The sequence below is a fragment of the Bdellovibrionales bacterium genome, from assembly GCA_019750295.1.
In the GTDB taxonomy this organism is placed as follows: Bacteria; Bdellovibrionota; Bdellovibrionia; order Bdellovibrionales; family JAGQZY01; genus JAIEOS01.
In genome coordinates, this window is record JAIEOS010000097.1 from 1 (window position 1) to 13599 (window position 13599).

13 protein-coding genes are annotated in these 13599 nt (G+C 47.8%); 9 read left to right on the plus strand and 4 right to left on the minus strand.

Features of this window, described 5'->3' with window-relative positions; translation table 11 throughout:
- Both K2Q26_13495 and K2Q26_13500 read left to right on the plus strand, forming a co-directional pair.
- The coding region (locus tag K2Q26_13495; GenBank protein ID MBY0316532.1) for an MFS transporter at positions 1–1296 on the plus strand (1296 nt) is incomplete at its 5' end.
- Complete coding sequence (locus K2Q26_13500) at positions 1296–1643, plus strand: energy transducer TonB (protein MBY0316533.1); 348 nt, start codon at positions 1296–1298, stop codon at positions 1641–1643. The genes K2Q26_13495 and K2Q26_13500, both read left to right, overlap by 1 nt.
- Position 1644: 1 nt before the next feature.
- Here K2Q26_13500 and K2Q26_13505 read toward each other — a convergent pair whose 3' ends face one another.
- The 4 genes from K2Q26_13505 to K2Q26_13520 all read right to left on the minus strand — a co-directional run bounded on the left by K2Q26_13505 (position 1645) and on the right by K2Q26_13520 (position 5878).
- Positions 1645–2844 (minus strand): hypothetical protein, encoded by a 1200-nt coding sequence (locus tag K2Q26_13505; GenBank protein ID MBY0316534.1) that lies wholly within the window; start codon positions 2842–2844, stop codon positions 1645–1647.
- Positions 2845–2977: 133 nt separating this feature from the next.
- On the minus strand, positions 2978–3301 hold the full coding sequence (locus tag K2Q26_13510; protein ID MBY0316535.1) for a hypothetical protein: 324 nt from the start codon (positions 3299–3301) through the stop codon (positions 2978–2980).
- Positions 3302–3338: 37 nt separating this feature from the next.
- Positions 3339–5330, minus strand: a complete 1992-nt coding sequence (locus K2Q26_13515; GenBank protein MBY0316536.1) for a hypothetical protein — start codon at positions 5328–5330, stop codon at positions 3339–3341.
- Positions 5331–5350: 20 nt separating this feature from the next.
- Positions 5351–5878, minus strand: a complete 528-nt coding sequence (locus tag K2Q26_13520) for a hypothetical protein (protein ID MBY0316537.1) — start codon at positions 5876–5878, stop codon at positions 5351–5353.
- A 330-nt stretch (positions 5879–6208) separates the two neighbouring features.
- On the opposite strand from K2Q26_13520, the gene K2Q26_13525 reads away from it, so the two are divergent.
- The 7 genes from K2Q26_13525 to K2Q26_13555 all read left to right on the plus strand — a co-directional run bounded on the left by K2Q26_13525 (position 6209) and on the right by K2Q26_13555 (position 13514).
- Entirely contained in the window at positions 6209–6751 is a 543-nt protein-coding gene (locus tag K2Q26_13525; protein MBY0316538.1) for an NADH-quinone oxidoreductase subunit B, read from the plus strand.
- On the plus strand, positions 6732–8417 hold the full coding sequence (nuoD, locus tag K2Q26_13530; protein MBY0316539.1) for an NADH dehydrogenase (quinone) subunit D: 1686 nt from the start codon (positions 6732–6734) through the stop codon (positions 8415–8417). Before K2Q26_13525 ends, nuoD begins: the two co-directional genes overlap by 20 nt.
- Before the next feature lie 5 nt (positions 8418–8422).
- A complete protein-coding gene (locus K2Q26_13535; protein MBY0316540.1) occupies positions 8423–8896 on the plus strand; it encodes an NAD(P)H-dependent oxidoreductase subunit E in 474 nt (157 codons plus the stop codon).
- A 1-nt stretch (position 8897) separates the two neighbouring features.
- Positions 8898–10190 carry an NADH-quinone oxidoreductase subunit NuoF gene (nuoF, locus tag K2Q26_13540; protein ID MBY0316541.1) on the plus strand — a complete coding sequence of 431 codons (1293 nt, stop codon included), beginning with the start codon at positions 8898–8900 and terminating at the stop codon, positions 10188–10190.
- The gene (locus tag K2Q26_13545) at positions 10171–11751 is read left to right on the plus strand and encodes a (2Fe-2S)-binding protein (GenBank protein MBY0316542.1); all 1581 of its coding nucleotides are present in this window, start codon (positions 10171–10173) and stop codon (positions 11749–11751) included. The genes nuoF and K2Q26_13545 overlap by 20 nt, the downstream gene beginning before the upstream one ends.
- Complete coding sequence (locus tag K2Q26_13550) at positions 11748–12284, plus strand: NADH-quinone oxidoreductase subunit I (protein MBY0316543.1); 537 nt, start codon at positions 11748–11750, stop codon at positions 12282–12284. The genes K2Q26_13545 and K2Q26_13550 overlap by 4 nt, the downstream gene beginning before the upstream one ends.
- Before the next feature lie 300 nt (positions 12285–12584).
- On the plus strand, positions 12585–13514 hold the full coding sequence (locus K2Q26_13555) for a hypothetical protein (GenBank protein MBY0316544.1): 930 nt from the start codon (positions 12585–12587) through the stop codon (positions 13512–13514).
- Positions 13515–13599: the final 85 nt, after the last annotated feature.

The following is a 13599-nucleotide window of genomic DNA, read 5'->3' on the forward strand; positions in this document are numbered from 1 at the left end:
GTGGGAACCACTGTGTACGGACTTTCGTTTCTTTTGAATGGTCCCCTGGTGGATAAAATTGGCGGTAAAAAAGGAATCATCATCGCCGCTCTCGGGTCTTGTCTGGCAAATATCGCCATGGGTTTAATCACGTTCCTTGAGCTTAAGGGCACCTTAAAGTGGAACCTCACAGTGACATTCTCGATTCTTTACTCGATCAATATGTTCTTCCAGAGTTATGGAGCGGTCTCGATTATTAAAGTGAAAGCCTATTGGTTCCATGTGCGCGAGCGCGGAATTTTTGGGGCCATCTTTGGAACTCTCATTTCTTTTGGGGTGTATTTTGCCTTCGATTGGGGTCAGGCGATTGTCGACGCGACAAAGCTCAATCCGACGGAGCCGCTTTCGATCTTTCAACGAACCATTCGCAATGTCTTTGCCATAGATACGGGAACCTCCGATGCCATCTGGTTGGTCTTTCTAATTCCGTCGGTCCTTTTGATCTTTTGGGCGTTGATCGATATGTGGCTCCTTAAGGACACTCCTTCCCAAGCGAATTTCGAAGACTTCGACACTCATGATGCGTCTTCCGACGAAATGGACCGTAACTTTACAATGAAGGAACTTTTAACCCGAGTTTTCACAAGCCCAGTGATGCTGACGATTGCACTCATTGAATTTTGCGGGGGAGTTCTCCGCAACGGAATCATGCAGTGGTATTTTATTTTCGCCAAAGAGGTTCCTCAAGTGGGTGCTGAGTTCTTTCTAGAGCACTGGGGAATGCTCTTATGTGTGACGGGAATCACGGGCGGTTTTGCCGCGGGATATTTGTCGGATTATATTTTTCAATCACGCCGAGCCCCTCCGGTCGCTATCCTCAATTTTACGATGCTGGCTCTGATGGTGGTAATGAGCGCTGTGCTGTTCTCCTCTCCCATAGTTATTGGTATTTGTGCGCTGATGATGCAGTTTTCTGTGATTGGAGTTCACTCTCTGATGTCGGGAACGGCGGCGGCGGATTTCGGCGGGCGTAAGGCGACGGCCACGGCCTCGGGGATTGTTGATGGTTTTGTGTATCTCGGAAGCGGAATTCAATCGATCAGTCTTGGATTTTTGGTCAGTAAGAACTGGCAATTCTGGCCGCTCTTCCTTCTTCCCTTCACGGCGATTGGTTGCGTGTTGGCGATTCGTATTTGGAAAGAACTTCCATTAGCCACTAAAAAGTATATTGATAATGTCGAGAATGCGGACTCACCCAAGGAGCAGCGCGATCGCGGCGCTTTCCTAAAAAAACAAGTGATGAGCGAGGAAGTCTAATGAGAATTTTAATCCGTCTTTGTTTCATCGTTTTTGGAGCCGCAGGCTGCGAAACGGCAGCCCCGTCGCGCTTCAATTCCGCTCAGGATATTGTCAGTCCTGCGTGCACGAGCGGAGGCGATGCAAAGTCGTTGAGAGTGGCAGATAATAAAATTAAGCCCCTGACCTCGTCTGAAGGTAAAGCTATCTTAGGGTTCGAGGTTTTAAATTCCGGCGAGGTCATAAACACCACGATCTGCCAATCGTCCGGTCAGCCTGCGGTCGACAACGAATTGATTTCGAATCTCAAACAAATGAGATTTGCGAGCGGCCAAGCAGGTCTTTATCGATTAAAAACCTACCGCTAGCCTAGCGGCAGGGGGGAGCCGACTGTGCGAGGCTTAGGATATGGTCCACCCACTCGGCGGTGATGTGAGCGTTGGTGCTCTCGCGATTCACTTGCGATACGTTTTCGGGCAACTGGATGGCAAAGTCGGGATGAGACTTGATGGAGTCGCCCGTCCACTCGCCGCGATCCACTAAAAATTTTGAACCTTCCCATTTTCCATAAAGATCGAAGGTGTAAATGAAAGGGGATTCGATCGCGCCGATGCCCGTGTGATTTTCTCTTTGTTGTTCTTGTGCAGAGATCTTATATGAGGGCGTAGAAATAAAGAGGCGTGCCGAAACTTTATGGGCGTCTGCAGTTTTACGAATGGTGAGTTCTGCAGAATTGATGACCTCTGTCCAAACTTCGCTGTCGGGATCGCTATCAAACAAAAGATGACGTTTTTTTTGACCGAGTTCCACAGTTATGAGTTTGAGAAAATCCTGCGGAAAAATATCCTCCCTAATCGACTGAGACCCATTGGCGGGCTCGCCCCAAATTCCACGCCACTGATCGGGATCGACTTTGGAGTAAGTCATTATTAAAAGCGCTTTCAAATCTTTCGGCGTCCAGCAGACGCCATGAATCATGGCGGATCTTTGAGGTTCGGGGTGAAGTGCGGCCGCAAAGGCGCGAGCATCGCAAAGCCCCGCCCACGGCGGTTGATCTAAGGAGTCGTAGAATCTGTTCTGGATTTGTGTGGCCTGCGCTGCTTGACCGGTGAGAGACGAAACGAGCTTGTCGTATTTCTGAAGCGGAGAAAAGTTTCCCTGCACCGACCGGGTGAGCTCCCTGTCTTTTAAAGGATACCACCAGCTCGACCATGCCGGTCGATCAGCGGTAAAGACCGTTTTTCCTTCCTCAATAATGAGAGGACCAAGTTTTTGCGTCGCGATTTGTGTTTTCGGTGGAAGCGCTTGCGCAGAGGGAGCGTGAGTTGGGCGCGGGGGCGTTGCACGAGGCCCTGTCGGCGACGTCGGCGCAGACGGCGCGACCGATGGATCTGGCTCGGAGGGATCCATGTTTTTCCCCGGAGGAAATGGGAGGGGCTGGCCGTCTCGTCCGACAAAAGGTCGCTGCGGTGAGGGTTCATTGCGTTTTTTTTTGGAACTCGGGCAAGCGGTGAGGAGAATGGACATCAAGATCCATAACAGAATTTTAAAATGTAAAACTTGAAGCATAGGAAATTCCCAAACCGTTGAGAGTGAGGCTCAGTTATACGTAAAAAACCGGTGATTCTCTAGGAAAGGGACAGCCCTCGATAATCTCTACAGGACTGTCGAAGAATTGTTCAGTTGAATGTGTCGTGTGAAATTAGTTGTCCTGATCGTAAAAGCAATCGGACCCCAAATCGCTGTACTTGCCGGGCGCTACGATTTTAATTTTCGTCGTACAATAGTGAAGGCCCCAGTCGTTGGTAAATCCTTGCACCGCTTGGACGGCGGTTTCCACCGTCATCACATCCCCCTCGGACTTGGGTTCTTTCTCGTAGCTCAGGCTCGAAAGATCAACTTCGCGCGAATATTCACGAAAGTGGTTTTCGATACTGTCGCGAACGATGAGATCGATCTCGCCAAAATCGGCAAAGGTGGATGGGGTAAGTAGAGTGCAAAAGAGATAAAGAGATAAGTGCTTCATAGGCCGGGAGATTGCCCCGGCCTAAGGCTTCAGTCAACTAGTGCGGGGGAGCAATTTCCTCAGGAACGGGGATGGGTAGTATCTGTGGATTCTCCTGCGGCTTTTCCGGCAAAGGGGCAGGGGGAGGTGCCACCGAAGCAGGATCCGCCGTTGTAGAAGTTTCCTCGCGAGTGGGAGTTGTCACATAAAAATTTACAACCTTGAGCACAGTCGCCGCCCGTGGATTACTACGCACGACCACCGGAGAGCCGACAACTACTGGAGCTGAGTCCCAGATTCGACGGGCCTCCATGGTGATCGTTTCGATTTCTGTGGGTTTACGGAGATAGTAAAGATCTTCGTTGAGGGACTTGCCCTCGGCTTTCAGCTTCTCGATCAGTTCATTTTTTCGCTCTTGAGTGACGGCGCGAAAGCGCTCTCTCAACTTCATAAATCCGAGATCTTTTTTAGCAGTGAGAACCAAAACGCCACTGCTATCGAATTCAGCTCTCCAGTCGGGTTTGTCACCCACGAGCTGTCGAAATTCGTAACTTCGGCGGTCGTTTCCATGGAGAGAAAACGACACTTCGATCGGAAAACGATCGAACTCAGTTTCTTTTAAGCTCGCTCGAGGATTAGAGACGATCACAGGCTTTTGAATCGTTCTTTTCCAATAATACTCTTGATAAAGTGAGCCAACGGCGAGGCCACCGATTGCGAATTTCCCGACGGCCATGGCGCGATGATTTCGAGTTTCGTCTTCCACTTTAAACCAACGTGACGAGAGGTAGTTGAGGAAGTGGGTCGCATATTTTTCTTTGGCGATTTCATCGGCTGTTAAATAGCTAAAACTTTTCTGGTACCGGCGAGTCACAATCGAGTAATAACCGGGACGGATCCTCACGGTTTCTCCGGCAAGGATGGGTCGACTGAGTACGGGATCGGGCTCGCCTGAGATCACGCGAATCACTTCCAGACGTGGATCCTCAAGCCGAAGTAAATTGAGATCAACAACGCTTTCTGCCGTCGCGGCTTCTGGGGCTGTCGAATTGTTGTAAGAGATGGTTTGATCGATCCGCTGAGAAATAATACCGAGCACGGTAGAGACACAAACTTTTCCTTCCGGGGCTTCGCACGTCGCGGAATTTGGTTTCGCTTGTTCGGTGATGGAAAGATCGATTTGCGAAACGACTTTCTCGATGATCTGAGTGGCGACTTTGTCGAAAAGCTCTGAATTATTTCCCGCTTGCGTCTCGATCGTCACTCCCGATTTTTCCATGGAGGTGCGTAAGGCCACATCGAGATCGGCACGAGCGATGTATTTTTCGCCTTTGGCCGCCAACTGAAAATTGACGGCGAGCTGCTGACGGTTCACTGTAATCCGCACAGCTCCGTTGTTCTGACGAGCTTTAAAGTGAAATTTAACTCGCGCTTGGAGGCCCACGCGGCTTTGGAGAGCGCCGACAACACTGTGGTATTCTTCTTTGGTCATGGGAAGATTAAAAACTCGGGGTTTGCCGAGGTAATCCACCACGTCGTTAGCTTCGACATTTGTCGATCCCACGCGACTCACGGCCGAAATGTACTCAGGAATACTCACTTCAATATAGGTGAGAGGAATCGGGGAAATGGTGTGAACTCTTTTTGCCGGATCTTTTTCTTTGGCGTTGAGAAAATTTTTGACGGCGGTAAAGTTGCAGGTTTGCACGGAGCCCATTTCGTCGAGATGCACTTTGGATTTAATATCGGCTTCGTCATAAGGGAAGTACAACTGAACGCTGAGGAGATGGTTTTTATTTTCGCGCCACTCTTTCACTTCGCGAATGCTAAAAATGTTTTCCCCAGTTTCGTCCACATCGATCATCACGTAGGGAAGGACGTAGATAATTCCTTGCGCCCCTTGCGAGCTTCTAAAGAATTCGCGATCGCAACCCAAAGACGTATCGATGGCCACGTGTTCAAGTTGAATGGCTTCGACGCCATTTGCGAAAAGGCCCTGGCTGAAGAGAGCTAGGGCCGCAAACGTGATGATCACATATTTTGAAATCATATTTGTTCCGTATTTGTGGATTATTTTGAAGGCGGTGCTGGAGGATAGATAGGAGCTGGCGATTCTTCGATGCTGCAAAGAGCGACGATGTTATAATTGGCTTGAGCCACTTCCGAGCACGTCACTTCTTTGACCCACGGGCGAGATTGAGGAGTGGGTTCGGAGATCACGTTGTAGGCAGGAGCAATTTTAGTTTCGACACGCGCAGAAACAATGACGGCCTGACTACAAGTGAGTTTGATTTTCATTTCCGCCAACTGACCTGAGCGTCGGTGCGGATGATTTTCCCATTGAGCGCAAGCTTGTTTGAGAACCTCTAGGCCTGGGTTGGGTTGTTGATAATTTTCATTCGGACATTGTGGAGACTGATAGTCACCTTCAACTGGATGCTGCGGGCCTTGATCCGCGTAGTAGGGAGGTTGAGGCTGCTGGTGTCCGTAATAAGGACGTTGAACATGGCGCCGACCTTGAGGTGCGGTCGCAATAACCCCTTGAGCAAATAGCTCGCTCGAAAACACTAATAACGCGAAAAGAGTGATTAATTTCATAATTTTCCTCCGGTAGTAAGACCCCACTACGTATCGATTTTACGAAAATGATGCAACGCTTAAAGCCTCGGTTGAAAATATGACAGGCTTCCTCGTGGAGCCCACTTCCGACCCGAAAATTTTAATTTTTGTCATCAGGAAATTTCAGGCAAATCGCCTGATTTTGTGGTGCAACGTTAAATGAAAACAAAACGAAATTAGCTTGAAAAACTAAGCAATTAACGGTTACTTTGAAGATCAAAACTTTCGCTTTGTGACGTCTTCGCGCAGGTCCGTAATACTCTCGTATTAAGGGTTGGGAGCGCGGGTTAAAGTTGGGAAAGGGCTTAAATGAGCACGGCCGTACAAAATCAAAATTCCGAAATTGATGAAATCTCAAAATCATTTGCGTTTACGACACGACTTGATGATCTCGTAGCTTGGGGAAGAAAAAACTCTCTCTGGCCTCTTCCGTATGGAACAGCTTGCTGCGGGATCGAACTCATGTCTGTGATGGGACCCAAATACGACCTTGCGCGATTCGGTGCAGAGGTGGTGCGTTTCTCTCCTCGCCAAGCTGATTTGCTCTTGGTGGCAGGAACAATTACCGAAAAAATGGGACCGATTCTTGTTCATATTTACGAGCAGATGCTAGAGCCGAAGTACGTACTCTCGATGGGTGCTTGCGCCAGTTCTGGAGGCTTCTATCGCTCGTATCACGTGATGCAAGGAATCGATAAAGTGATTCCGGTGGACGTCTACGTTCCCGGTTGTCCTCCGACTCCTGAGGCTGTTCTCGATGGAGTTATGCTTTTACAAAAAATGATTGCTGAACACAAACCACGTCCTTGGCGCGACAATTGGGTGAATCCGTATGAAAAATCAAAAGCTTGAAGTTTACAAAAGTGATCTCGCTCAGAGATTCAAAAACGCATCTGATTTCAAATGGAGTGAATCCTTTGGAAGTTATGTGGTCATCGTGCCATCAGCAATGGTGCGTGATGTTCTGCAGTTTTTAAAAGAGCGCGGCCACTTTAATTTTTTAATGAACCTAACCGCGGCCGATTATCCCGAACGCCAAGAGCGTTTTGATGTGGTGTACGAACTGTTCAATGCCAAAGACGGTTCTCGCTTACGTATCAAAACAATGGTGGGAGAAAATCAACCGGTGCCTTCGGTGATTTCTGTCTGGAAAGGTGCCGATTGGTTTGAACGCGAAGTTTGGGACATGTTCGGAGTTAAATTCGACGGTCACCCGAATTTACGTCGAATTCTCACGCACCATCAGTTTAAAGGTCACGCTTTACGTAAGGACTATCCGGCAGATCTCCAACAGATGTGCGATACGGCTTTGCCGATTCACTTTGACAATGGCACTGAGCCTGCGACGAAGGTGGACAATCTCGTTTCTTTGAACATCGGTCCTTCGCATCCTGCTACTCACGGAACACTTCGCGTGATGGCGCAATTGGATGGTGAAAAAATTCATCGTGCGGGTGTAGAGATTGGCTATCTCCATCGGTGCTTCGAAAAAATGGCCGAAACTCATCCTTACAATCAGGTCATTCCGTACACCGATCGATTAAATTACTGTTCGGCTCCGATGAACAACGTGGGCTATTGCAAAGCCATCGAGCGGATGCTGGGTGTAGATATTCCGGCGAAAGCTAAAGCGATGCGTATCATCCTTTGCGAACTTTCTCGTTTTATTGATCACGTGGTTTGTATCGGTGCGAACGCCGTGGATTTGGGAGCGCTCACGGGCTTCTTCCACCTCTTCACTCTTCGTGAAAAGGTTTATAATGTTTTTGAAAAACTTTGCGGAGCGCGATTAACGGTGTCCATGACCCGTATTGGTGGAATGGCTCAAGATGCGCCTGACGGATGGTTTGGAGACGTTCTTGAGCTTTGTAAAGAATTAAGAAAAGGCGTTTCGGAAATCGAATTGCTCCTTTCTGAAAATAAAATTTGGATTCAAAGAACACAAAACATCGGCTCTATCTCTGCAGAAAGCGCGATTCAGTGGGGCTACACTGGTCCTTGCCTTCGCGCCGCGGGAGTTCCGTTGGATCTTCGCAAGTTAGATCCTTACTACGGATACGAAACTTTAGATTTTGATGTTCCTGTCGGCTCCACCGGTGATGTTTACGAGCGCTATCTCGTGCGCGTGGAAGAAATGAAGCAGTCGGTGAGAATCGTGGAGCAGATTTGCAAAAATATCCCGGGTGGAGATTATACCATTCGCGATAAGAGCATCGTTCTTCCAGACAAAAAAGATGTTTATGGAAACATCGAAGGTCTTATGAATCACTTTATGTTGGTGATTCACGGTCTCCGTCCTCCGGTGGGCGAAGTTTACGACGCGACAGAGGCGGCGAACGGTGAATTGGGCTTCTATGCTGTCAGTGATGGCGCGGGAACTCCGTACCGTTTAAAAGTTCGTCCTCCTTGTTTTGCCATTTATCAATCGTTCCCTGAGTCGATCACTGGCGGATTGCTCGCTGATGTGATCGCAATTTTAGGAAGTATGAATCTCATTGCTGGTGAATTGGATAGGTAGGAAATATGTTTGAACTTTCAACTGAAGGCCAAAAATTTGTAAAAAGTGAACTCTCGCGGTACGAAACCAAAGAGTCGGCGATTATTCCGAGTCTGTTTCGGGCCCAAAAAGAAAACGGCGGGTGGGTGAGTGACGAAGTCATTGCTCATTTGAGTCAGCTGATGGAGATCCCAGAGGCCCGCATCAACGAAGTCTTCCATTTCTATACGATGTTCAATAAAGAGCCTGTGGGTCGTCACCACGTGCAAGTGTGTTGCAATGTGGCCTGTGCCATGGCGGGAACACGGGAAATGATGCACGATTTTTTACGCGAGTATGGAGTCGATGAGAACGAGATGACGGAAGATGGTCGATTTACATTTACTCGTGTGGAGTGTCTCGGTGCCTGTGATAAAGCGCCGATGATGCAAATTAACGAAAAGTATCACGAAGATTTAACTCTAGAGCGCGCAAAACAAATTCTAAAAGGTTTAAAATAATATGGCTGAAGCAAAAATTTTGACCGAACATTATAAGGATGACGCCTACAAGACCCTTGCTGGTTACAAAGCAAAGGGTGGCTACGAGACATTAAAAAAAGCATTTTCCCTGCAACCGGCAGACATCGTCACAATGGTGAAAGAGTCTGGACTTCGTGGTCGCGGTGGAGCCGGCTTCCCCACAGGAATGAAGTGGAGCTTTTTACCCAATAATAATGAGCCCCGTTATCTTCTCTGTAATGCCGATGAAGGGGAGCCTTGTACCTTTAAAGATCGTTTGATGATGGAGCGAGCTCCACACCAATTGATCGAAGGAATGATTATTTCGGCTTACGCTGTTAAATCTCAAAAATCTTACATTTACATTCGCGGTGAATACACCGATTGCGTGCAAATCATCGGCGATGCGATCAAAGAAGCCTACAAAGACGGTCTTCTTGGTAAAAACATTCTCGGTTCGGGATTTGATCACGAGATGGATGTTTACGTCGGTGCCGGCGCTTATATCTGCGGTGAAGAGACCGGAATGATTTCCTCTCTCGAAGGATTAAAAGGGCAGCCGAAGTTAAAGCCGCCATTTCCAGCGGTGAAGGGCTATCTTGGTAAACCCACAATCGTGAATAACGTGGAAACTTTGGCCTCTGTCATTTACATCGTTCGCGATGGTGTCAAAGAGTACCGAAGGCACGGAACAGAAAAATCTCCTGGAACAAAACTCTTCGCGGTGAGCGGAGATGTAATTCGCCCGGGAACTTACGAGGTTCCGCTCGGTTACAAACTGATCGATTTGATCGAAAACGAGTGCGGCGGACTTAAGCCAGGTCGAAAACTTAAAGCCGTGATTCCGGGTGGAACATCGGCTCCTGTTCTGAATGCCGATGAATGTCGTCAAGCGACCATGGATTATGAATGTTTGGCGAATATGGGTACGATGTTGGGCTCAGGCTCTGTCGTGGTGCTTGATGATTCCCGGTGTATGGTCGACATGCTCGGTGTGATCACGCACTTTTATCATCATGAATCTTGTGGTCAGTGCACTCCGTGCCGCGAAGGTACGGGCTGGCTGAATAAAGTGGTCGGTTCGATCATGGCTGGAAAAGGCTCCATCCAGGATATCGATACTCTTTGCAAAGTGGCCGACAACATGAAAGGTCGCACGATCTGCGCACTTTCAGATGCGGCGGCATTACCCGTTTTGAGTTTTGTTCCCAAATTTCGCGATGAATTTGAATACTACATTCGGCAAGGTACATCTAAGGTGAGAGGAATTCGTTATGGTCAATTGCACCATTAATGGCAAGCCCGTCTCGATGAAAGACGGCTCAACCATCATTCAGGCGTTTAAAGAATTGAACGAGGATATTTGTCATTACTGCTGGCATCCTGCTTTGAGTATCGCAGGTGTTTGCCGCTTGTGTATGGTGGAGATCGAAGGGAACCCAAAACTTCAGATCGCTTGTAACACGACCATCGCCGAAGGCATGAAGATCACCAACCAGAGCGAAAAAGTAAAAGACGCGGTGAAATGGGGACTCGATTTCCATTTGATCAATCACCCTCTGGATTGTCCGATTTGCGATCAAGCCGGTGAGTGTGGATTGCAAGATCAATACATGCAGTTTGGAAAATACGATCCCGAAATGGCCGAACGCAAAGTGAAGAAGAGAAAGGTTGTAGATCTTGGCGAAAGAGTCGTTTTGGATTCTGAGCGCTGTATCCTTTGCTCTCGTTGCGTGCGCTTTACCGAAGAGATTTCTAAAACCAATGAGTTGGGAATCTTTAATCGCGGTGATCATAGCGAAATCGGTACTTTTAAAGACAAGCCTCTCAACAACAATTATTCTGTAAATACAGTCGATATTTGCCCGGTGGGTGCGCTCACTTCTAAAGATTTCCGTTTTAAACAACGAGTTTGGTTCCTTAAAGACCAACCGTCAGTTTGTACGGGTTGTTCCACAGGATGTAACGTGGACGTGTACTTTAATAAAGAAGGTACATGGAGAATGAAGCCGCGCTTTAATCCTGATGTGAATGGCTACTGGATGTGTGATGTCGGTCGCGATATGTATAAGCACACCAACTTATTCCATACTGAAGTGACGGGTGAACGCGGTCAAAAAAATGTGACCAAAAATCTGAGCCGTCTCACTTTAGCGTCGTCAGCCGTTCATGGCCAAAAAGAGTTTATGGATGTGGCCTTTGCCGTTCAAAAGCTCCGCGACACATTGTCGAGCACAAAAGAAGCAGCTCTAGTGGTGACCGCCCAAAACACGGTCGAAGAGCTTGACGCGATGGTGGGATACTTTGCTAAAAAATTTGGAGCTCAGCACATTTATCATTGGAGCAATTCTCCGGGGACGGATGAAGGCTTTGATGGTCTTCTCTACAGACCTAGCGATAAGAATCCAAATACTGCGGGCCTCAAAAAAGTTTTCGAGAAGCACGGCGTGAAGTCTCAGCCTTGGAAGGCCGAGGGTTCTAAGTACAAAACAACGGTGGTTGTTGCTCCAGAGACAGTCATGACTTATCCTGACTTTGCACAAAGAATCCTTTCTTTAAAGGACATGAGCACCGTCATTTGGTTAGGCAGCACCGATAGTGAAAACTTCGAAGAGCTTAAGGGTGAAACTTGGTTAATCCCGACAAAAACATTTGTTGAAAAATCGGGAACCTTTATCAACTACAAAGGTCTTGAGCAAAAGATCAGACCGGTGACTTTGATTGTTCCGAATGCCATGGGTGTGGATGACATTGCTGCCGTTTGGACGGGACAAGCTCCCAACTCGGAATCTGTCCCTTATGATCCGACAGAGCGTGTAGAGAATGAGTTCGTTTATCACAGAGGTTCGTTATGAGTGGATATGTTCGTTTAAAAGTTCCTCAGCAGTCTAAATCTTGGTATTTGCCTGCGATCTTTTCCGGTCTCGCATTTACTTTTAAAACGATGGTGAAAAACTTATCGAATAAAAAGCAAATGCCGACGCTCAATTATCCGGAAGAAAAGTATCAGTACTCCTCACGTTTTAAAGGGAATCACGTATTGACCGTTAAAAAAGACGGTAAACTTCGCTGCACGGCTTGCATGTTGTGTGCGACAGCGTGCCCAGCTCAGTGCATTTCGATCGTCGCGTCTGAGGATAACGATCCTTCGGTGGAAAAGTATCCCATCAATTACGAAATCGATATTCTCCGCTGTGTCTTTTGCGGATTCTGCGAAGAGGCCTGCCCGGTGGACGCGATTCGTATGGGTCCTGAGTGGCAAACTCCAGGACGCAATGGCGAAAACTTTGTCTACGACATTAAGCACTTGGCTCACCGAGCGAATCTGAATGACGGCAAAGGTGTGCAGTCGATCGTCGACGAAACTGAACGCCACAACCTGATCTAGGTTTTTGATTCTGAATTAGATTTTTAAGTTAAAATTTGAAAAAGGCTATTTTGAGGACGCGGGCTGCGGGCGGCAATCCAAATTGCTACCGCACTTTCCGCCCTCCATGCCCTCGCCGTTTTCGCCGACGGGAAGTCGGCGATCGCTTCACGCTAAACGGAGGTCCTCAAAATAGCCTTTTTCAAATTTTAACTTAAGAATCTAATTCAGAATCAAAAAGTCCTGTGGTTAAATGGGGGAAAAGGTACGCAGATCCTTTTCGACGTGTCCGGTGGGTGCGCCGATACGTTTTGAGAACCGGTGCGGCATTTTGGGGGTCCTATTTTAGATTTTAAGAGTCCGTTTCAGTGGGAGGAGTTAGGTCAGAGGTTTAAAGAAACCCATGGGTTTACGAGCTATGTTCGGGTTTACCAGGGGGTTTCTCACGCTTTGATGGAGCTTTCTCAGGGATTTAAGCAACTCTACTCTTTTAAGCGTCAGATCCACTTTCACTCTGGTTTTGGGACTCACATGGACGACATGCTGATTCAACTTTCCAGCGAAAGTGTAGCGATTTCGCCATTCACCTCGGAAACCGTTCTCGACGAGAAGAAAACTCTATTTTGCGTTGTGGATCGAGATGATGCCATCACGACGGAGTTATACCATAAATCCATCGATAATTATTTTGCGAGCAAGGTGAATTACATTTGGGTGCATCATCAACTGCATAAAGCTCAGGGTATGGCGACCACCATCAAAGATACAGATATCCATATTTACTCCTTGGGTCCGCAGTTGGCGGTGGCTCACATCGGAAAGCGCTTGCAGAGTCTTCACAAGGGAACTGGTCCGAGCTTGGATTGGTCCGCTTTGCAAAAAATGCCGTCGCTTTCGTCTGTGGTCGAGAATCCACAATGGGTGGAAGCGTTCGAAGGAAAAAGTATCGCTGGTTCTCAAGCGTTCTTTACCTCGCCTGCAAATCGCCTCTTCGATCGCGCTCTTTTATATTGGACGGACATCGAAAGCTCTGCTCTCCGTGACGTATTGATCAGAGATCATGGAGTTTCACCAAATCACGTCGACTGTTTAAGTTTACATCGTTGGAATGAGCTTCGAATTTTAGCCCAGTTCGAAAAAAAGGGTTTCACGCCCGAAGTTTTCCGAGGTCTTCTGCTATTTTCATCAGAACTCTCGAAAGATCCCAAAATCGATCAAAAGATCCTCGCTGCCCACAAATCGCTCCAGTAGGTACGACGAGCCTTTTCAATCCTGAATGTCCGGAAGGTGCGCCGATACTTTTTGAGAACCCCCGCGTTGTTTTCTGAAAACAACG